The organism is Shewanella sp. DW31, from assembly GCF_015767295.1.
Lineage (GTDB): Bacteria > Pseudomonadota > Gammaproteobacteria > Enterobacterales > Shewanellaceae > Shewanella > Shewanella oncorhynchi.
Map to the genome: position 1 here is coordinate 482,281 of NZ_JADWMP020000001.1, position 20,419 is coordinate 502,699.

Below are 20,419 nucleotides of genomic sequence, written 5' to 3' on the forward strand. Positions count from 1 at the left end.
AATCCATGCTGAAAAATGCCTAAGTTTGCCATGATAAAAATCTCAAACCGTGTGGAACTTCAGGAAAATGAAATCGAGTGGCAATTTATCCGTTCGAGTGGTGCAGGCGGCCAGCACTTAAATAAAGTGTCCACCGCTGCGCAGCTGATTTTCGATATTAAAAGCTCATCATTACCCGAGTTTTACCAAGAACGCTTACTCAACAAGGCGGATCACCGCATCACTAAAAGCGGCAAAATCATTATCAAATGCCAAGCGAGCCGCAGCCAAGATGCCAACCGCCAAACCGCCTTGGAGCAATTTATCGCCTTGGTTGCCAGTGTCGGTGAAGTGCAGAAAAAACGCATCCCCACCCGCGCCACTAAAGGCAGCCAAACGCGACGATTAGAGACCAAGAAACAAAAAGGTGCCACTAAGGCCATGCGTCAACAGAAGAGTGACTATTAACTTAGATGATAGTTAACTTAGGTGACAATGAACTCAACTGACAGCCAACTTAGGCAATTGCTAACTCAGTACCAGAGAAATAACCGCAGTTGAACCCAGCCAACAATGGCACAAGATGTCAAAGGTATAATCGGCTCGCACATGATCAGCTCGCACACAATCGACTAACGGATAATGCAAAATCGATTTGAACAGGTTAAGTTAGTGGCCTATGTAGAAAACTGAAATAAATTTTTCCAACTTTAATCCCAGCATTAATCCCAAGGCATGTCGTAAAGGAAAGCGCAATGAGTCACAAAATTTTGCTCGTCAATGGCCCCAATCTCAACCTCTTAGGCCGCCGCGAGCCCAGCGTTTACGGTCATCAGACCTTAGCCGACATAGTGGCGGAGTTAAACCTGCAAGCACAACAGGCGGGAGTTGAGCTCGAACATATTCAGTCCAACGCCGAATTTGAGCTAATCAATGCGATTCACGCGACCGATGCCCAGATGATTATTATCAATCCCGCCGCCTTTACTCACACCAGCGTCGCCCTGCGTGATGCCTTGCTTGGCGTGGCAATTCCTTTTTTTGAAGTGCATTTATCCAATGTGCACGCCCGTGAAGCCTTTCGCCACCATTCCTATTTTTCCGATAAGGCGATAGGCGTGATTTGCGGTTTCGGTTCACAGGGTTATGAGTTTGCGCTGGCGGCGGCCATTAAGCGGCTCAACCAGCCACAGTAAATTCTATTCAATAGCGTGCTTTGCAAGGGCAGATAAATGGCAATGGATCTTCGTAAAATTAAAAAACTCATTGAGTTAGTACAAGAATCTGACATAGCAGAACTGGCGATCACCGAAGGTGAAGAATCAATTCGCATCACCCGCTACAGCCCTATGCCAGCCAATATGCAATCACAGCAAACACTACCCAGAGCAAGAGTCGCGCCTTTGAGTGAACAGGCAAAACAAACAGGCATTTCGCCAAGTACAGAAGGTTTTGTACAAGTCTCACCTATGGTCGGCATTTTTTACGCGGCGGCAGAACTCGATGATGTGCCGCTGGTTAAAGTGGGTCAACGAGTGAGCCAAGGTGAAGTGATCTGCATTATCGAAGCGATGAGAATGATGAATCCCATCCAAGCCGAGCGCGATGGCGTGGTCAGCACTATTTGGGCCAAAGACGGCGATGAAGTGGCATTCGATCAGCCGCTATTTACCTTAATCTAACCGCTCGTCTTCCCATGAATTGAAGCACACTTGAGTTTAAGATGCGGTTTTCAAGCCAAGACAGCATTAACCGAGGTCACTATGATATTAATTACCGGCGCCAGCAGTGGTTTAGGCGCGGCGCTCGCATCGCTCTACGCCAAAGAGAATGAAGCACTGACACTCACAGGCCGCCATGCCGAGCGCCTGCAAACCGTCGCCAATGCATTAACGCCCTTCTCCAACAAAACGATCGCTGCTATCACCGCCGATCTCGCCAGTGAATCGAGTCTCGAAGCCCTGTTCGATGGCCTAACGCAAGCCCCTAAAACCGTGATCCACTGCGCGGGCAGCGGCTACTTTGGAGCGATTGAAACCCAAACCGCCAGCGATATCCAAAGCCTGCTCAATAACAATGTCACCTCGACGATTTTGTTAGTGCGGGAATTAGTTAAACGCTATAAAGATCAAGCGGTCACTGTGGTTGTGGTCATGTCCACCGCAGCACTGGCCGCCAAGGCGGGAGAATCCACTTACTGCGCGGCAAAATGGGCGGTACGGGGATTTATCGAGTCGGTGCGATTAGAGCTTAAACAAAGCCCAATGAAGTTGATTGCCGTGTATCCCGGCGGCATGGACACAGGCTTTTGGCCCAGTAGCGGTAAGGCTTTAGATACCTCAAGCTTTATGTCCGCCGATGAAGCGGCAGGCATGCTCAAACAAGCCTTAGTTGCCACAGAGCATGGTTATATCGCCGATATCACCATACAAAGGGGCTAAATGTGCGGATTCGAGACGCAGAATATGACCACTGCGTCTCTTCCTTAGCACTCGCTAGTCGGCGCAGTTCGCTGTGTTTAGAGTAACGACGCGACGGCTTTCTCTGTGGGTCAACCACCACATCAGCAGTCCTCCCAATGACAACAAAGACGCCGCATAACCTGTCGCGGCAATGCCTTGTCCAGACAGGATCACTAAACTGCCTACCCAAGGCCCAATTGCATTGGCAAGATTAAAGGCGCATTGCACTAAAGCGCCTGTCATGGCCTGTCCATCAGGTGCCACATCCATCAATCTGGCTTGCACAATAGTGGCAAGCCCTAACCCACAACCGACAAAAAATACCACGGGCATCAGCGCCCAGTAATGTCCGGTCAAACTCGGGTAAATCGCCAACACCACAGTGCTTAACACTAACGACCAAAACGCCGCCGCTAAGGCCGACTTATCCGCCGCCCAACCACACACTAAGGTCCCAAGTGTTGCGCCAATACCAAATACCGCCATCATGATTGGGATCTTAAACGGCTCGACTTGCGTCACTTGGATTAAGGTTTCAGCCAGATAGGTATACACGCAGAAGATACCGCCAAAGCCAATGGCCGCGATGCCTAGCGTCAGCCAGACTTCACGATTTTTAAGGGTTTGTAGCTCTTTTTTGGGACTCGCATCAGCGGGCACGGCTTGATTAGGTGCTAAAAAATACACCATTATCGCGGTAATGGTCGCTAAAATCGCCACTATGCCAATGCCCGAGCGCCAGCCCACAGTTTGCCCCATCCAAGTCGCAAACGGCACACCGATAATCGTCGCCAGCGTAAGACCAATAATCACCCGCGATACGGCGCGGGCCTTCATTTCTGGCGGCACTAAAGAGGCGGCGAGCAACATAGCCACGCCGAAATAAGCGCCGTGGGGCAAGCCGCTGAGAAAACGAAAAAAGATTAACCAATTCAATGATGGCGCTAACGCACTTAAGCCATTGGCCACCGCCATTAACCCGGCTAAGGCAATCAAGAGTGTTCGCCGTCTGACCCTAACGGCCAGCACCATGATAATCGGCGAACCGACCACAACCCCCAACGCATAGGCACTAATGGCATAACTCACATGGGCAACCTCTACCCCTAAATCGCTCGCGATATAAGGCACTAAGGTCATGGAAGCAAATTCTGTGGTGCCTAAAGCGAATGTTCCGAGTGCTAAAGCAAGTAACACCCATAATGTACTGGCGCCCTTATGCTGATTTTGGGCAGCCTGATTTCTAACAGTATTCAAACCTCTTCTCCGCTATGCTATAAAACGACAACTAGCTAATACCAATCGAATCAAATATCTGTTCATTCAGCGGGAGTTCAACGCGCTTTAGACAAGGCGAAGGCTTGAAGGCATAGTGATGCTCTGTCGAAAGCCTTAAACGCAGTATAAAGCGCGTTGAAACCCGCCCTTCGGGAGCCACACAGGCATCCCACTCCCGTGTTGCATTGACTTAAAAGGGAATACCATTTCTGCGTCAATGCGCCTTGGATTGAGATGCCTGTGAGGCTCTGAACTGATTAGATATTTAATGTGATTGGTATAACTCACTAATAAAAAGATAATAAAAGATGATAAATAAATTGGAGCCCACTAAGGGGCTCCAATTTCTCAGTCATTTACGTAATGTAAATCTATCTGACTAACTGTTCTTGATAGGTTTGACTGTTCCAGTCGTAGGCGTAAAGCGTGCCTTGCCACTCGTAAAGTGTACGACCATCCTGCTGCACAACCCTAGCATTGCTCGGCAAGCTAGACACACTGTGCGGTGCGCGTGGGCGCGGAGTTGCAGCTGTTTTGCCTGCGGCATTACTAGTTTGCGACACCAGTTGCCCAGTCGATTGTCCGGCTATATTTAAAGGCATACTCGACACCATACGGCCTTCACTCGCAGAATACTGCATACTGGTTGTTACCCGTACAGGTGCAGAAATCGCCACAGGTTCATCGTCATAGGCCATAGGAATCGACAAACCTATGCCCGAATAGGGCGAGTTCCAGTAATTTCGAGCGTAGGCGTCACGCGACGTATTCCAACCCCAATCATTGTTCCAATGGGTGTTCACACCATAACCGACATTCCAACCCGATCCCCACCCCGTAGCGAGCCCTAAACCCAGTCCTAAACCCCAAGGGTAATAAGGTCGATAATAGGGACGATAATGGCGATTATCTTTGCGCACATGGCGGTTGTCGTAATAATTGTCATAACGATTGTTGTAATGACTGTCGCCACGACTGTGGCTATCACGATGACCGTGACGTTCGTCTTGATCCGAATAGCCTCTATTTCCGGCCACAGCCACAGTCGGCACACTGAGCGCCCCCAAAAGTGAGATCCCCACGGCAAGCGATAAAACCAAGCACTTTAGCGACCGCTTATGCGCGCCATGTGATTGACTTTGAACACACTTTTCTTGAGCAAACCATACAGGAATATTCATATAAACCTCGAAATAAAGGGCGTAAGCGAGATCTATCGCGACTTACTGGTAACCATTTTACGCTTCCTAAGCTTGAAGATCACTGAATTGGTTAACCCTAAAACAGAAAAATGCTATAGTGCGCGCCACACGGATTTTCACCGCAGAGGCTATTTCCACATGAGTTTTAAGGATTTACGCAGCTTTATTGATCACTTAGAAGCCAATGGCGAACTCAAACGCATTAGCTACCCAGTTGATCCTCATTTAGAAATGACAGAGATCGCCGATCGCGTATTACGCGCTCAAGGCCCTGCGCTATTATTTGAAAATCCCAAAAATCATCACATGCCCGTGTTGGTAAACCTGTTCGGTACACCAAAACGTGTGGCCATGGCACTCGGCAAAGACGACCCATTAGCCCTGCGCGAAGTGGGTGAACTGTTAGCCTTTTTAAAAGAACCCGAACCACCTCGGGGTTTTAAAGACGCGATCGCTAAGATCCCTATGTTCAAGCAAGCCTTGAATATGCCGCCAAAGACAGTGCGTAATCCGCCTTGCCAACAAATCATCAAAACCGGCGATGAGGTCGATTTAACCCAATTGCCTATTCAGCATTGCTGGCCGGGCGATGTCGCGCCACTGGTGACCTGGGGCTTAACCATCACCAAAGGCCCGCGTAAGAGTCGTCAGAATTTAGGCATTTATCGCCAACAATTACTGGGTAAAAACAAGCTGATTATGCGCTGGTTGTCCCACCGTGGCGGCGCGTTAGATTTTGCTGATTTTAAACAACAATTCCCCGGTGAGCGTTATCCGGTTGTGGTCGCACTCGGCGCCGATCCTGTGACCATTTTAGGTGCTGTCACCCCAGTCCCCGATTCCATGAGCGAATACGCTTTTGCCGGTTTACTGCGCGGTGAACGTACCGAAGTCTGTAAGGCATTAAGCTGCGACTTAGAAGTGCCCGCCACCAGTGAAATCATCCTCGAAGGTTATATCGATCCTGAGGAACTGGCGGAAGAAGGGCCCTACGGCGATCACACGGGTTACTACAACGAAACCGATAAGTTTCCAGTATTTACCGTTACCCACATCACTCAGCGTAAAGATGCCATCTACCACAGCACTTACACTGGCCGTCCACCGGATGAGCCCGCCATGCTGGGGGTTGCATTAAACGAAGTGTTTGTGCCGATTTTGCGTAAGCAATATCCTGAGATCGTTGATTTTTATCTGCCACCTGAGGGCTGTTCGTACCGCATGGCAGTGATCTCCATTCGCAAACAATATCCGGGACATGCCAAACGAGTGATGATGGGCGCTTGGTCTTTCCTGCGCCAATTTATGTACACTAAGTTTATTGTCATAGTGGATGAAGATGTGAACTGCCGTGACTGGCAGGATGTGATCTGGGCGATCACCACCCGCATGGACCCTAAACGCGATACTGTGATGATCGAAAACACCCCGATCGACTACCTCGATTTTGCTTCACCCGTTGCGGGCTTAGGCTCAAAAATGGGACTCGATGCCACCAATAAGTGGGAAGGTGAAACTAACCGCGAATGGGGCACGCCAATCGTGATGGATCCAAAAGTAAAACAAAAGATCGACTCAATCTGGGATGAGTTAGGCATAGACGACAGCCCAACCCTATAATTCAGCTTAAGCCATTACTCAAGTATCGGCTTTAGCCAAGAGAATAGGCCAATAACAGGCCTCTAAAGCGACACCTAGACACATACTGTTGAAGAAAGGTGCAAAGGAAGTTTGATGAAAACCATACGTTGTAAGATAGAGAAAGTTAACCCATTTAACGATGCCGTATATCAAGTATTGTTAAGGCCTGAAACCGCCTTCGATTTCCAAGCGGGGCAATACTTATGTGTTGTCATGGGTGAAAAAGATAAACGCCCCTTCTCTATCGCATCAGCGCCAAACGCCGAGCTGATCGAATTACACATTGGCGCAGCCGTCAGCGAAAGCTACCCAATGCAAGTGGTCGAGCGCCTGAAAGCCTGCGCCATTGACGGCAGCACTATCGACATCGAAGCCCCAGGCGGCGAAGCCCACCTGCGTCATGAAAGCATTCGCCCTCGCCTGTTAATCGCCGGCGGCACAGGTTTCTCTTACATTAAAAGTATCATCGAGCACCAAATCGCCCTCGGCCAACAGGTGGAAACTATGCTGTATTGGGGTTGTCGCACCCAAGATGCCATGTATTTTGAAACCATCGCCCGCGAGTGGCACAACGCTCACCCTTGGTTACACTTCGTCCCAGTCATCGAAGAAGCTCCCGCTAATTGGCAAGGCAAAACCGCCAATCTGTTAGCGCAAATCAAACAAGATTTTGTCAGCTTAAATGGCTACGACATCTATATCGCCGGCCGTTTCGACATGGTGGGTGCAGCGCGGGAAATCTTCCGCGAGATTGGTGTAGAAGAAGCACATCTCTACGGTGATGCGTTCGCGTTTATCAAATAACGCGATAATTTGTATGCTTGGCTGGCTAACGTTTGCCCGCATAGGCTTAAATAATAAACCCCAGTTTTTACTGGGGTTTTGTTTTTACATTACGCCGTATTTCACTTTGAATACGGCCTTACGGCCAAGAAAATCTACATATCCAAACTTCGTTTGTTATTTTAAATCAAAGTCAAAGTCGTGGGGCTTCACCCCACACCCGACCAAGGAGGACTGCTCGTCCTATCCTCCTTGGATTCTCCAAGACGCCCCCAACGGAGTTGAAAGCCCCTTGTGCTCATCTGCAAATTTGCTATCGCTTCCGAAGGATGCGTCCCTGCACCTGCGAAAGCTAGCTCGGCATCCATGCCGAGACTCACGCAATTTGTCTATTCGCCCTGCGGCAACTCAGAGGAGATGAGGTTATCTGTGGCTAACGAGTTAAAAATTTCTATTATCAGTATTTATAACTTTTCAATTCCATTAAAAGAAGCGGCTAATTGTTGAAGCTCGCCAGTTTCATGAAGCCACAAATAAACAGTATCCAAAAACCTGCCTGACTCTTTGATAAAAACCATTTGGTCGCCTAACCCATTGCCCGCAATGGTGATGGCATTCTCAGGGAAATGACCAACCCCTTTGCAGGAATTAGTTTCATAAAGGATGTGATGACAAGTGCGGGAAATTCGTTTTCTATCGGAAGTATCTTTAATCGGGTACAACTCCCAATCATCTTCTGCCGTAGCAGCCTCGCCACCATTATCTAATTTCATCGCCTCACGATATTCGCGTGGCAATGTTGCACCCAACTCTTGTTCAGTTAGGACTAATTGTTCTTCCGATAAATCAAAAGGCACTTATCTCTCCTTAGCAACTTAAAGGTTTTAACTTTAATCAAAGCCAAAATCAACGTCGTGGGTCTTCAACCCACACCCGACCAAGAGGGGATCAACAGCAATCCCCTCTTGGAACTCCCTTGCCGCCCCTAGCGAAGTTACATGCATTAGATACTAGCCTTGGTCTAATGGATAAATTGCTATCGCTTCCGATGGTACATCCTGTACCCCGAAAGCTAGCCGGTCATCCATGACCGGACTCACGCAATTTATTCCAACGCCCTGCGGCAACTTCGCGGGGGATCGGTGTAATCTTTAGCATCAAATGTATGCCTATCCGTGCTTCCTCTCTTTGCTCCCAGTAACCTGAAAGTCTTCTTTTTACTACTATCTTCCTGAATATTTAACAATGGATGGCTCATTTAAATTTACATGATATGATTACTAAAATTAAAATTTCAACTTAATTAAATAATTTTTCCCTATATAAGCATGGACATATGAGATGAAGGATATAAATATAGGTTTCTGGCTGACGCTAGCCACATTAATAGTTATCGTTGTCTGGTGTGGATATTACATCGTAGTCAAAAATATAAATCACAAAGATATGGTATTTTCTTACACTGCATTATTTGCAGCAATGTGTCTATTTTTATTGAATGTTTATTTTTCAATGCGTAGTGAAAGTGAAGTGAAATATATACACTCACACATATACCACAAAGGTGATCTTATCTGTTTTTATAAGCACGACGATGCTAAGCATATTCCATTCTTTGTTTCAAAAAACAATAGGTTAATTTATAGTTCATCTAAAATTCCTCTTTCGGAAGAAGTTGTACTGTATAGTGATATTAATGAGAGAATAGAACTCAATAAAAAATTAGTCGAATATATGAGGTCATGTTTCATAGGTTCTCTTGCAAATGACTTCCATGATTGGGAGGCGAATCCTAAAAATAACGTCCGAGGAACAGCTTTTTTTTTCATATCCAACGATGTGGATAATAAACATGAATATGTATCTCATCGAGATATAATCCGGTGTTCGGGGGTAAATGTCAGCGAGGAGATGTTAGGCGATTGTAATATAGCTAAGTGGATTAAGTTACCCAAAGGAACAAAGGTAAAAAAATCGGAAAATGGAGTGATATTTGAAAACCCTCATGTCTTAATAAAAGTTGAGTTTAATGTCGATATAAATCATGCATGGGACTTAAAATATCACCCTAATGGGACAACTTATACTATTGGTGCAGCCCTTCCTCCGTCTGAGCGTTCCATCACGTACTTTTCCACGATTAAGTATTCTACAGAATTCAAAAAGGAATTATCAGGGAGCCCTAATAAGATAATATATAAGGTGTGGTCTGATAAATTATTTAATTTTATAAATGATGGTTTTTCATTATCCTAAATTACCTACACCTCTAGCTAAAAACTAGGGGGCATATATTAAAAGATGGAACAGGCAAAACTCTTTTGAGATAAGCAGCTAACCCCGAAATAGCAGGAGTTCACCTCCCCCTGCGAAGTTGTCGAAATACGCAGATAAAAATGCCGTGGCGACATCATGGATGATGGCGCAGGCTCGGGGGGACAAGGATGTCCCATCTGAGCCGTTAGGCAATTTTTATTGGAGTATGAGACCACTAACCAATGCATGTAACTTCGCTAGGGGCGGCAAGGGAGATCCAAGAGGGAATTGCTGTTGATCCCCTCTTGGTCGGGTGTGGGGTGAAGCCCCACGACTTTGATTTAGCTTTTAATTACTAATGTATAAACCTTTAACACCACAACCATAAACCAACTCAGGGTTAAACACCCAAAGCCCTGCGGCGAATGAGCAGCCCCTTACACTTGTGGTCTATGTAGATCAAAACGCAGATCTTCACAGATCCCATAATAAGCCGATGGGCCGCCGGCACGTAATACGGGCTCGGCAAGGGCGGTTTGATAAATCCCCTCGGCATTGAGTAAATGCTTGGCGATATGCACGGCCACCACTTCTCCTAACACTAACCAAGTATCAATCTTGTCGCCATTAGCGGCAGTTAACTGGATACATTGGGACAATTTGCATTCGAAGTTTACTGGACTTTCAGCCACTAAATCGGCCTTAACAATGGTGCCTGCTTTAGCCGTGAGTCCGGCAAAGCTAAACTCATCTTGACCGCGTGGCAGCATGGCGGAGGTTTGATTCATCTGCTCAGCTAAGCCACGGGTGGTGAGGTTCCACACAAACTCCCCTGTTTCGACGATATTAGCAACACTGTCTTTCCAGCCTGTGCTGGCAAAGCCGATGATGGGCGGTTTGTAGTTGAAACAATTGAAAAAGCTGTAAGGGGCGAGATTGCGTTGCCCCTCGGCATTCCGTGATGAAATCCAGCCAATTGGTCGAGGCCCCACAATCGCATTTAAAGGATCGTGTGCAAGGCCATGGCCTTTGCTCGGTTCGTAAAAATAGCGGTTATCAGCAGTCATACTTCATCCTTTTGTTATTGCCACAACAATACTGGAGCAATTAATACAGCCATCACAGGTACGCTTTTATAGCCGCTATCTTACCCAAGTTTCGAGCAGCGACCAAAAGTCTGTAGGGCAACTTAAGTCAGCTCCTTCAACAACATCTGGCTGCAAATTTTAAATCCAACACACTCTTCTGCTAAAGTGATACTTATCAGTGGGCTAAAAAGCCTAACTCTGCTAAATAGCATGTGGCAAATGAAGGAGCGGTGAATGGGCGCGATAAAAGGGGGATGGAAGAGGTTGTTGTTGGTCGCAGTGCTGTTAGCGACAGGTTGTGCCAGCGTAGCGCAAATCGATTTCAATAGCCTGTTTGGCACTAGCTCACCGCAAAAACGCGTCGAAAATGCACAGCTGAACGACCAATTTATTCAACAGGCCGAGTTTGTGCACAAAGAAGTCGAGCCTATTCTCAATAGCCGCTGCGTGGTATGTCATGCCTGTTACGATGCCCCCTGTCAGTTAAAAATGACCTCGAGCGAAGGTATAGAACGCGGGGCGAGTAAGGAAAAGGTCTACCAAGGCACACGCTTAGTCGCTGCCACACCTAATCGCTTATTTGTCGATGCCTTTACCCCAGAAGCTTGGCGTCAACGCGGGTTTTACCCCATGCTAAACGAGCGCGATCAAACCCCAGAAGCCAATACCCAAGCCTCAGTATTAGCCAGAATGCTCACGCTTAAGCAAATGCACCCCCTGCCCGAAGACAAGATTTTAGATAAGCGTTTTGATTTCAGCCTAGACAGAGTTCAGCAATGCGCCAGCCTAGAGGAAATGGACAAATACGAGCAAAGCCAGCCCCTTGCAGGTATGCCTTATGGCTTGCCAGCACTGAATGCGAATGAACATCAAGTGTTGATGCACTGGCTCGAGCAAGGCGCGCCACTGCCGTTTGCACAGGCGCTTACACCTGAATTTATTGCAGAAATAACCCACTGGGAGGAGTTTTTAAACGGCGACAGTTTAAAAAGCCAATTAAGTGCACGTTACATCTATGAGCATTTGTTTGCCTTCCACTTATATTTTGAGTCTTTGAATCAGCCGAACGCCCAGCCTTTATTCTTCGAGTTAGTGCGTTCTCGGACGCCGCCGGGGCAAGCGCTGGATATTATCGCCTCCCGTCGTCCCTTCGACGATCCTAAGGTGGAGCGAGTCTATTACCGCTTTCGGCCTTATCGGGCAACCATAGTCGATAAAACCCACATCCCCTACGCTTTGAATACCGGCTTGCTGGATAACTGGCAACAATGGTTTATCGATGCGGATTACTCTGTCACTCAACTGCCGAGCTACAAGCCGAGCGTTGCGGCCAATCCCTTTGAAGCTTTTATTCAAATTCCTGCCAGTGCGCGCTATCGATTTATGCTGACCCGCGCCCAAGATACCATTATGGGCTTTATCAAAGGCCCAGTGTGCCGTGGTCAGGTGGCGCTCAATGTCATTAACGATAGATTCTGGGTGTACTTTGTGACTCCAGATTATATGGACGACACTGACTTTAGCGCTTTTTACCATTCCCAACTTGAAAACCTACGTATGCCTGCAGAGGAAGAAAGCACTGCATTAGCAGTAACTTGGGTAAAATATGCCGCCAAGCAAGGCAAATATATGCGGGCGCGTAATCAGTTCTTGAACGAGAAATTCAAAAACGGCCAGCACCTTACCATAGACGGACTCTGGGATGGCGACGACACCAATGATAATGCCAGCCTGACAGTATTTCGCCACTTCGACAATGCCACAGTGGTCAAAGGCTTAGTCGGCGAGCCCCCCAAAACGGCTTGGATTATCGATTATGCCTTGCTGGAGCGTATCCACTATTTATTGGTCGCGGGTTTCGATGTTTATGGTAACTACGGCCACCAGCTATTAACTCGCTTATACATGGATTTTTTACGTATGGAGGGGGAATCGAATTTCCTGACCCTGTTGCCGCAGGAGGAAAGACGCAAGCAGTTGAGTGATTGGTATCAAGGGGCAGGTACTCAGCTCACGGCCTTTATCGCAGGGGATATCAACACCTTTCATCAGCCTACGGGCGTACTTTACTTTAGTGACGATCTAAAGGGCGAGCTGTATCAAAAACTCGGACAGAAGGTTGCTAAGGTTCAACCCAATCGATATCACATAGAAAACAGCAGCTTGCAAATACATAGCAAAGCACTTTTACACACATTAGATCGATTAAAAGGCACACAAGCGACCCTGTTACCTGAACTAACCATGATCATGGTGGAACCTGAAAAAGCGGGTAAAGCTGAGATATTTACCTTAGTTCGCAATAGCGCTCATCGGAATATTTCGAGCCTGTTTAATGAGGCGAGTAACCGCGAACCCGCTAAAGATGACGTCACTTTAGTGCATGGCTTATTGGGCAGTTATCCTGAGGCATTTTGGCAAGTGAAAGAACAGGACTTGCCTAACGTCGTGGCGACAGTAGAGAAAATGCAAACTGAAAAAGACTATGAAGCACTGTTAGATATGGTGGGTGTACGCCGTACCGATCCGAAGTTTTGGGCCTTTAGTGACAAACTCAATCAGATCTTTTTCGACAATCACCCGATAGAAAGTGGGTGGCTGGATTACAACCGACTGCAAAATCGTTAATAAAAAGGGGAACGTTAGTGTTCCCCTTCCTTTCAAATCAACGCAGTAAACTTACCAGATCTTAACGCGATCTTCAGGGGCTAAATACAGCTTATCGCCAGGCTTAACATCGAATGTAGTATACCAAGCATCTAAGTTACGCACGGTCAGCGCGCGGTACATGCCGGGGGCATGTCCATCGGTTGCCACCCGAGCACGCAGGGCTTCGTCACGCATCTTAGTGGCCCAGGTTTGCGCAAAGCCGATAAAGAAGCGTTGATCACCCGTAAAGCCTCCAATCACTGGGGCATCTTTGCCTTTAAGCGAGGCGTGATAAGCATCATAAGCGGCGGCTAAACCTGCTACGTCGGCAATGTTTTCACCTAAGGTCAACTTGCCATTCACGTGTAAATCAGGGAAAGGCGCATAAGCATCAAACTGCTGCGCTAACGCATCGCCTTGCTTATCAAATTGAGCAAAGTCAGCGGGCGTCCACCAGTTACGCATAGCACCAGTCGAGTCAAAGGCCGCGCCATTGTTATCAAAACTATGGCTGATTTCATGACCAATTACAGCGCCAATCGCGCCATAGTTGTAAGCGGCATCGGCTTTAGCATCGAAGAATGGCGGTTGCAAAATACCCGCAGGGAAGTTAAGCGCATTCTGCACCGGCAAATTCACCGCATTCACCACTTGCGGCGTCATCCACCACTCGCCTTTATCCATTGGTTTGCCAATCTTGGCTAACTGGTGGCTGTACTCCACTTTTTCGCCATTGATGGCATTGGCGTAGGCATTGGTCGCAGTCACTGCATAGCTGTCGTAATTGCGCCATTTATCGGGATAACCCACGCCCACTGCCATAGTGGCCACTTTTGCTAGGGCTTCTTTCTTGGTTGAAGGGTCCATCCAATCGAGTTTTTCCACTCGCTGACCGAAGGCGGCCACTATGTTATCCACCATAGTGCTGACTTCTGCTTTGGCCGAAGCAGGGAAATATTGCTCGGCATAGGCATGGCCTACGGCATCACCTAAATATTGGTCGAGTGCCGCTAAGGCACGTTTATCGCGGCTGCGCTGCTCTGGCGTGCCAGAAAGCTTAGTGCCATTAAAGGCAAACGAAGCGTTGTCGATAGCCGATGGCAACACATCGGCATGGCTATTGATATGGTGGAACACGAGCCAATCTTTCCATGCTTCTAAAGGCTCAGAGGCCACAAGCGCAGAAAGTCCCGTAATCGCCGTTGCATGGTAGGCCGCAAATTTAGGCTGATTGCCCAGTTGCGCCGCCGCTAGAAAGGCAGTCCAATCGATGCCCGGTGCTTTGGCATCAAAGTCAGCACGGCTCCATACACCCGAAGACTGAGTAAAATCTTCGCTTGCTTCACGGCTGGCGTGGGCTGCAGCAATCTTGTTTTCAAGGGCGAAAATACGATCGGCACGGACAGCAGCATCGCTCACACCCGCATCTTTAAGCAAGGTTTCAATGTAAGCGCGGTAAGCGGTGCGAATGTCGACCATTTTAGGATCGGCAGACAGGTAATATTCACGCTCAGGTAAGCCTAAACCGCCCTGTAAAAAGTAAGGTAAGACTTCGCCCGGCGTTGCTAAACCTTGGGTGACGAAGATCCCAAATAGGTTTTCGGTATAAAAGTCAGTCGCGTTGAGAGGGTCGACATCGGCGCGCAGATTTCCGCCTAACGCCGCAGATAAATCCTGCTTGCTCGCAATGGCCTCATAACGGGCAATATCCGCCTCGGCAGGCTTCATTCCTGCGGCATCAATAGCGGCGGTATCTGTGTAAGCCTTGTAGAAATCGGCGATACGCGCTTCGTCGCTCCCCACCGCATGTTGCGCTTTCACCAGATCGGCAATCAAACTGGTTTTATGCTTTTCGGTTGCTTCAAAGGCAACGAGGAAAGCGCCAGTGCTGGAGCGATCTGCTGGGATCATCGTTGTTTTCATCCATTCGCCATTGGCGTAGGTATAAAAATCATCCCCTGGTTTTACCGTTGGCGTCATAGCCGCGACATTAATGCCAATCGGCATTTGAGCCGCAATGTCTTGACTTTTTGGTGCGTTTTCGCTGGTTTTTACGGTGTTTTCTGTGGTGTTATCACTGCAAGCAGTGAGCCCAGCCAGTACTGAAGTTGACAGTAACAGCACGGGAATAAGACGGTCCGACATGAATGACTCCTCTCTTTTTTATTATTGTATTTATAGTGTGATTGCTAAGTTTGGCAGTGTAACTGGCACTGAATGAAGAAGTAAAACAAAGCCAATTTTTATGATAGAAAGTTAATGCAAACAATTTGAGCCAGACGCTTAAACACGCAGCTTAGTATCATCACGACCGCGCTCAACTGCAGGCACAAAAAAGCCGACACTATGTCGGCTTAATCAAGTTTGGCTAATGACTACTCTATAATTTGATCTGAGTGTACTGAGTCCACGCAAGTACTTGTCCCATCTGAGGAATGATCCATACTGCCGTGTGCTCATTTTGATAAACACGATAATAAAATAAATCTTCATCACGGATATCATGCTTACGAATTTCACGGTAGAACTGCATAGCAGAATGGCTGACTTCATCCGGTTTTGTCAGTTCTTTTTGTAACACTTTAACGTGAAAAACATCGACTTTAAGGTCATCAATTGTGGTCTGGTACTGCTCAAACTCACCGCGGATAGTGTATTTAATCGGCGTCGTTAAACAATCTTGATCTGTAATACAGGAGGTTGAATAAAACTTACCCTTATTTTGCCCTTCATAGACCAGAGACATACTGAGATCGTTACGAACTAAGAGTTCGCCCGCGACGGGAAAATAAATATCCGCATGGTAATTATGCTCAAGTAACTCACCCATTCCTTTATCATCCGCAGGGAGGACAATACGGTTATAGCGAATGCGCTGCTCCATTATTTGGCTCAGCGGAATAAACTCCGCCATATTTAATCCTGCGGGTTTTGCATCTATCGCCGTGATATTGATGATGCCGTGACCACTGCAGGCATCGGCGTCCAGCTCAGGGCAAATCGCCATCGAATAATTTTTGCCATCTGTTGAGGTAAATGCACTGAAGTAATTAAGGTTATTGATGTGATTTCCCTCTGGCGCTAAATGTTTTTGCCACCATGAAGGATGTAAACGATCCTCATCACCAATATAGAAGGTTCGCGCCGTCCCCAGCGTGCCACCAATATTGAGGCTGATATATTTATCGGCATGCCATTTAGCCACCTGTTTAACCACCGCATGATGGTCGCTCACATACCAAACGATTGCCAAGATAGCGCACAAGAGGGCAATACCAGCAACTTTAGTCCAAACCGACACCCCCACTAAGGCATCACGAATTGCATTCGCATCATTGATCGCCAGCATCTTTACATGGGATTGTTCAGAGATATGCAATTGATAACCGCGGCGTGCCACGGTTTTAAGCTGCACTTCGGTATAGGGTTCGAGCTTTTTACGTAAGGTACTGATACATTGCGTTAAAGAGGTAGGAGCAACCACCCTTTCAGGCCAGCCGACCTGCAGCAATTCTTCCTTAGTAAAAATGGCATTCGTGGATGATAACAGCAGAACTAATAAGGCCGTTTCGGAAAAAGTCAGGCTGATGGTTGTCCCATTCACATGATCGACTAATTCCTTAGCCTGTTCATCTAACATTAAATAAGATGTGATTTTATGCATGTTAAACGCCTGAAAGATCAGCCAATACTGATAAAGTTTGATTACACTAACAACATGCAATCATCATGTGACATTGTTTCTTTCCAAGAAAACGATGATATGCAATCACCAAGTCAAGATGGTTTATTTTACCTTTTAACAACATATAAGAGTGTGACTCTATACTCAGTTTAGTCATTGTTTAATAAGTACAAAGTTAGACTAATACAGAGGTCGCTAAACTAGATTTCTTGGTATTTAAAGATCCAAGAACAACACAAAAGTAATGCACCAATCCAGCCACCCAGCAAACCATACATTAAGGGTAAGCCCAGCCCAGTTTGAGCAAGCAGAGTGAGACTACTTTTAGCCACGAGTGTATCCGAGGGAGTCGCGAGTAAATTTAAAGCACGGAACAGATCAGTAGGGTTCAACAAAATCAGTAGATTGAATACTGTACGATTAAACATCTCACTCATTCCAACCACAGCACTGAGTAAAATAAGATCATAAACCAGCACAAGCACAAACCATAAAATGAGTAATATCCCCAGTGCCTTGGCTTTTTCTCGCACACACAAGCTAACCCAATAACCCAAGAGCACGAACACTAATGACAGTAAAATACTGCTCATAATCAAATGGATAAACCCGATAGCTATGGATAACTGGGCCTGAGTATCGCCCAGTGATATCAGTATTAATCCTGTTAAACCAAAGCCCAAAATGCAGGCAATGGTCATCACGCAGGCATGGCCTAAAAACTTGCCGCACACGAGATGCCAACGTGCTAATGGATAGGTCAGCAGTAACAACAGAGTGCCGGATTCTTTTTCACCAACAAAGCTGTCATAACTCAACAAAATCGCACCTAAAGGGAGCATAAATACCGATAAAGCGACTAACCCAGAAAGGATTTGGGCAGGCTCAAATACCACTAAGTTGCCGGACACAGCGCTGCCCATAAAACTCACACACAGAGATAGCAGCAACAAGATTCCCGCCATCATCCATAACCAACGATTGCGTAAATTATCCTTAAACTCTTTGGCGGCTATGGTGATCACTATGCTCAGAGCACTTAAACGATAGTGCAAAACCTCGGAACGGTTCATAGGACTGATTCCAAATTAATCGCCTGATTTATATCTGTTATGTTAATAGTCTTTGTAGGCATTTTTGACGACTGAAGGGGGCAAAGACTTTCCATGTAATGATGAAATACACTCTGCAAACTAGGAGGTTCAATAGAAAAATCCCCCGCTGGCACTTTTTGTAATAAGTGATTTAACACGGCTGACTTTTGCTCCTGTGGCACGGCGAGCGTGAGTCCCTGCCCCGCATTTGCCTTAACACATGCCGCTAAAATGGGATCCGCTAGCAATGCTTGCCTTTGAGTATTAGATAGAAAATGCAACAAGATATGATTTGGCAACTGAGTCGCCGCCCTCAGGGAGGTTAAGCTTCCCGAAGCCAACATTCGCCCTCGACCTAAGATCAAAGCGCGATCCATCTGATCTTGCACTAATCCCAACTCATGGGTACTGATAATAATGGCGCAGCCCTGCGCCCTGAGCTGAGCGATTTTTTGATACAGGAAAGCCGATGCCAAGGGATCTAAGCCAACTGTCGGTTCATCGAGTAACAGTACCTTAGGCTCAGCCAATATCGCCTGCGCGAGCCCAAGACGTTGCCGCATCCCCTTAGAAAAAGTACTCAAACGCTTATCTTTAGCGGCCTCTAAACCAAATTCAGCAAGTAATTCATGCACTTTAGGCAAGGCAACGCCCTTAAGCTTAGCGAAATATCGCAGCAGCTCATTGGCGGTCATATTGTCATAAAAACTCACATTTTCAGGCAAATAGCCTAAGGACAAACTCTGTCTGGCATTCATACTTCCGACACTATGACCTTGAACTTGGAGCAAGCCACTTGTGGGGGTAAGTAATCCCAAAATAAGCTTGAGTAACGTAGATTTACCCGCACCATTATGCCCAAGGAGTGCGATCACTTGACCCGCTAGCACCTCAAAACTCACATCATCCAGTGCCTTAAACTTGCCATAGCATTTACTGATATTTGTCGCTTTAACAACCACATCTGCACTCGTTACAGGCTTATTCGCTGAGCAGGTCATAGTTTGATGATTCATCGCGAACCTCCATCAATCAGTACGTGCGCGCCACTTTGCATTAGGGGAAAACTATCACTTATACCGCTCGTCACTTGGGGCTTAAATTGGCGTTCCACCCAGCGCAGTAACAACACAACGGGGCTTTCCATCAACAGTTTGGCTTCAGGATAAAGCCAAAACAGTTTATCTAAACTGTCATTCGGCCTATGGACAATATCCCCTAATCCATCGCCATTCAGATCCCAGCCTTGATATTCCGACCAGTAATTCCCCTGCCCCTGATAACTCCATTCAAGTTGGCTTTCACCGACATATTTGACTTGGGTTTGATTGGACATAATACGATTATGCCAAAGGCGATTTTCCTCTCCGCCCATGGCCATACTGATCCCAGTATCACTGTAGCTAAACTCGTTATCTTGAATACGGTTATGTTGAGCAGCGTAAATAAAAATACCTTTCCCCTCATTGCCAAGCTCCACAGTGCCCTTAGGGTTATGGATTTGACTCGCAACATTGGCTTGCACATGGGATGCCTCAGTAATGTTGAGTAAAATGCCAAAGTCCCGCGCCTGAGTCACACGGTTGTGGTGCAGGTAAATATGGGTTGAATTCATTAGGGCATAACCGCCATCGACGGCAATCGCTTGGTTTTGCCACGCTTCGTCGGCTTGGGTATACATGTAGTGAATACCATATTGCAGCTTAGTGAATTGATTTTCATAAATGCGGCTGTGGGTAACGGACTCTAAATACACACCATCACGGACAAAAATGAGCTGATTTCGGTCAATTTGTGGCGAATTAACATGCTTAAGATAAATGCCATCACCCCGATCAAGCACATGAATGGCGCCGTTACCACTAATACTATTGTTCGTGATGGTGGGCGAGTTTAGCTGTTCGCCATAAATACCAAAACCATCACCCACCAAGCGGTTTCCCTTAATCAGCACATTATCCGCCCCTTTTTTGAGTAAAATGGCGGCATCACGGTAATACAGATCCCGTCCCCAGTGGCGGATATTGAGCCCCTCAATACTCACCTGAGGCGCCTCAATGACCAACGCACTGCCTTGGCGCAGTGCATCTAATGTCGCGCCTATTTCCCCCTTTAGCGAAATGGATTGCGTCACCTTAAAGGAGCCTTCATACACCCCAGTGGCTAGCACTAAGGTGTCACCTGCTTGAGCTTTGTTAAGGGCAAGGGTGAGTGAATCTGTATCTGTTACCCGAATGAGTGCAGCCCAAGTACCGAAAGAGGCAAAGCACAGCAGCCAGATAAGGACGAGACGCAGCTTCAT

The 20,419-nt window shown here is 47.0% G+C and carries 17 protein-coding genes; 8 read left to right on the forward strand and 9 right to left on the reverse strand.

Features of this window, described 5'->3' with window-relative positions; all coding sequences use genetic code 11:
• The first annotated feature begins 15 nt into the window (after positions 1 to 15).
• The 4 genes from arfB (at position 16) to GWI56_RS02065 (ending at position 2,420) form a co-directional block, all read left to right on the forward strand.
• On the forward strand, positions 16 to 447 hold the full coding sequence (arfB, locus tag GWI56_RS02050) for an alternative ribosome rescue aminoacyl-tRNA hydrolase ArfB (RefSeq protein WP_011787977.1): 432 nt from the start codon (positions 16 to 18) through the stop codon (positions 445 to 447).
• Positions 448 to 734: 287 nt separating this feature from the next.
• On the forward strand, positions 735 to 1,175 hold the full coding sequence (gene aroQ, locus GWI56_RS02055; protein ID WP_198571985.1) for a type II 3-dehydroquinate dehydratase: 441 nt from the start codon (positions 735 to 737) through the stop codon (positions 1,173 to 1,175).
• A 36-nt stretch (positions 1,176 to 1,211) separates the two neighbouring features.
• Positions 1,212 to 1,661 carry an acetyl-CoA carboxylase biotin carboxyl carrier protein gene (gene accB / locus GWI56_RS02060; protein ID WP_198571986.1) on the forward strand — a complete coding sequence of 150 codons (450 nt, stop codon included), beginning with the start codon at positions 1,212 to 1,214 and terminating at the stop codon, positions 1,659 to 1,661.
• Positions 1,662 to 1,742: 81 nt separating this feature from the next.
• Entirely contained in the window at positions 1,743 to 2,420 is a 678-nt protein-coding gene (locus tag GWI56_RS02065; protein ID WP_113939203.1) for an SDR family NAD(P)-dependent oxidoreductase, read from the forward strand.
• A gap of 54 nt (positions 2,421 to 2,474) precedes the next feature.
• Here GWI56_RS02065 and GWI56_RS02070 read toward each other — a convergent pair whose 3' ends face one another.
• Both GWI56_RS02070 and GWI56_RS02075 read right to left on the reverse strand, forming a co-directional pair.
• Positions 2,475 to 3,698, reverse strand: coding sequence for an MFS transporter (locus tag GWI56_RS02070; protein ID WP_105250336.1), 1,224 nt, complete (start codon positions 3,696 to 3,698; stop codon positions 2,475 to 2,477).
• A 392-nt stretch (positions 3,699 to 4,090) separates the two neighbouring features.
• A complete protein-coding gene (locus GWI56_RS02075; RefSeq protein ID WP_198571987.1) occupies positions 4,091 to 4,900 on the reverse strand; it encodes a hypothetical protein in 810 nt (269 codons plus the stop codon).
• 159 nt (positions 4,901 to 5,059) lie between these two features.
• Between GWI56_RS02075 and ubiD the strand changes: the two genes are divergently transcribed.
• Together ubiD and fre are read left to right on the forward strand one after the other, a co-directional pair.
• On the forward strand, positions 5,060 to 6,541 hold the full coding sequence (gene ubiD / locus GWI56_RS02080; protein ID WP_173247757.1) for a 4-hydroxy-3-polyprenylbenzoate decarboxylase: 1,482 nt from the start codon (positions 5,060 to 5,062) through the stop codon (positions 6,539 to 6,541).
• A gap of 114 nt (positions 6,542 to 6,655) precedes the next feature.
• Positions 6,656 to 7,366: an NAD(P)H-flavin reductase gene (gene fre / locus GWI56_RS02085; RefSeq protein WP_131524244.1), complete on the forward strand. Its 711-nt coding sequence runs from the start codon at positions 6,656 to 6,658 to the stop codon at positions 7,364 to 7,366.
• Between the two features lie 443 nt (positions 7,367 to 7,809).
• On the opposite strand, the gene GWI56_RS02090 is transcribed toward fre, so the two are convergent.
• Entirely contained in the window at positions 7,810 to 8,202 is a 393-nt protein-coding gene (locus tag GWI56_RS02090; RefSeq protein ID WP_131524243.1) for an SMI1/KNR4 family protein, read from the reverse strand.
• A 484-nt stretch (positions 8,203 to 8,686) separates the two neighbouring features.
• Here GWI56_RS02090 and GWI56_RS02095 point away from each other — a divergent pair, with 484 nt between their 5' ends.
• Positions 8,687 to 9,601: a hypothetical protein gene (locus GWI56_RS02095; protein WP_131524242.1), complete on the forward strand. Its 915-nt coding sequence runs from the start codon at positions 8,687 to 8,689 to the stop codon at positions 9,599 to 9,601.
• Positions 9,602 to 10,038: 437 nt separating this feature from the next.
• Here GWI56_RS02095 and GWI56_RS02100 read toward each other — a convergent pair whose 3' ends face one another.
• A complete protein-coding gene (locus GWI56_RS02100; RefSeq protein WP_012588671.1) occupies positions 10,039 to 10,668 on the reverse strand; it encodes a flavin reductase family protein in 630 nt (209 codons plus the stop codon).
• Positions 10,669 to 10,923: 255 nt separating this feature from the next.
• Here GWI56_RS02100 and GWI56_RS02105 point away from each other — a divergent pair, with 255 nt between their 5' ends.
• Positions 10,924 to 13,317: a fatty acid cis/trans isomerase gene (locus GWI56_RS02105; protein WP_198571988.1), complete on the forward strand. Its 2,394-nt coding sequence runs from the start codon at positions 10,924 to 10,926 to the stop codon at positions 13,315 to 13,317.
• A 51-nt stretch (positions 13,318 to 13,368) separates the two neighbouring features.
• On the opposite strand, the gene GWI56_RS02110 is transcribed toward GWI56_RS02105, so the two are convergent.
• The 5 genes from GWI56_RS02110 to nosD all read right to left on the reverse strand — a co-directional run bounded on the left by GWI56_RS02110 (position 13,369) and on the right by nosD (position 20,419).
• Complete coding sequence (locus tag GWI56_RS02110; RefSeq protein ID WP_198571989.1) at positions 13,369 to 15,483, reverse strand: M13 family metallopeptidase; 2,115 nt, start codon at positions 15,481 to 15,483, stop codon at positions 13,369 to 13,371.
• 235 nt (positions 15,484 to 15,718) lie between these two features.
• Positions 15,719 to 17,002 (reverse strand): winged helix-turn-helix domain-containing protein, encoded by a 1,284-nt coding sequence (locus GWI56_RS02115; protein WP_173496241.1) that lies wholly within the window; start codon positions 17,000 to 17,002, stop codon positions 15,719 to 15,721.
• 221 nt (positions 17,003 to 17,223) lie between these two features.
• Positions 17,224 to 18,096, reverse strand: coding sequence for an ABC transporter permease subunit (locus GWI56_RS02120; RefSeq protein WP_198571990.1), 873 nt, complete (start codon positions 18,094 to 18,096; stop codon positions 17,224 to 17,226).
• Positions 18,093 to 19,133, reverse strand: coding sequence for an ABC transporter ATP-binding protein (locus GWI56_RS02125; protein WP_198571991.1), 1,041 nt, complete (start codon positions 19,131 to 19,133; stop codon positions 18,093 to 18,095). Before GWI56_RS02125 ends, GWI56_RS02120 begins: the two co-directional genes overlap by 4 nt.
• A complete protein-coding gene (gene nosD, locus GWI56_RS02130) occupies positions 19,130 to 20,419 on the reverse strand; it encodes a nitrous oxide reductase family maturation protein NosD (protein WP_198572035.1) in 1,290 nt (429 codons plus the stop codon). Before nosD ends, GWI56_RS02125 begins: the two co-directional genes overlap by 4 nt.

Excerpts from the sequence above, each read along its gene's own strand:
- arfB (WP_011787977.1), top strand. The coding sequence starts at position 16 with ATGCCTAAGTTTGCCATGATAAAAATCTCAAACCGTGTGGAACTTCAG.
- aroQ (WP_198571985.1), top strand. The coding sequence starts at position 735 with ATGAGTCACAAAATTTTGCTCGTCAATGGCCCCAATCTCAACCTCTTA.
- accB (WP_198571986.1), top strand. The coding sequence starts at position 1,212 with ATGGCAATGGATCTTCGTAAAATTAAAAAACTCATTGAGTTAGTACAA.
- GWI56_RS02065 (WP_113939203.1), top strand. The coding sequence starts at position 1,743 with ATGATATTAATTACCGGCGCCAGCAGTGGTTTAGGCGCGGCGCTCGCA.
- GWI56_RS02075 (WP_198571987.1), bottom strand. The coding sequence starts at position 4,900 with ATGAATATTCCTGTATGGTTTGCTCAAGAAAAGTGTGTTCAAAGTCAA.
- ubiD (WP_173247757.1), top strand. The coding sequence starts at position 5,060 with ATGAGTTTTAAGGATTTACGCAGCTTTATTGATCACTTAGAAGCCAAT.
- fre (WP_131524244.1), top strand. The coding sequence starts at position 6,656 with ATGAAAACCATACGTTGTAAGATAGAGAAAGTTAACCCATTTAACGAT.
- GWI56_RS02095 (WP_131524242.1), top strand. The coding sequence starts at position 8,687 with ATGAAGGATATAAATATAGGTTTCTGGCTGACGCTAGCCACATTAATA.
- GWI56_RS02100 (WP_012588671.1), bottom strand. The coding sequence starts at position 10,668 with ATGACTGCTGATAACCGCTATTTTTACGAACCGAGCAAAGGCCATGGC.
- GWI56_RS02105 (WP_198571988.1), top strand. The coding sequence starts at position 10,924 with ATGGGCGCGATAAAAGGGGGATGGAAGAGGTTGTTGTTGGTCGCAGTG.
- GWI56_RS02110 (WP_198571989.1), bottom strand. The coding sequence starts at position 15,483 with ATGTCGGACCGTCTTATTCCCGTGCTGTTACTGTCAACTTCAGTACTG.
- GWI56_RS02115 (WP_173496241.1), bottom strand. The coding sequence starts at position 17,002 with ATGCATAAAATCACATCTTATTTAATGTTAGATGAACAGGCTAAGGAA.
- GWI56_RS02120 (WP_198571990.1), bottom strand. The coding sequence starts at position 18,096 with ATGAACCGTTCCGAGGTTTTGCACTATCGTTTAAGTGCTCTGAGCATA.
- GWI56_RS02125 (WP_198571991.1), bottom strand. The coding sequence starts at position 19,133 with ATGAATCATCAAACTATGACCTGCTCAGCGAATAAGCCTGTAACGAGT.
- nosD (WP_198572035.1), bottom strand. The coding sequence starts at position 20,419 with ATGAAGCTGCGTCTCGTCCTTATCTGGCTGCTGTGCTTTGCCTCTTTC.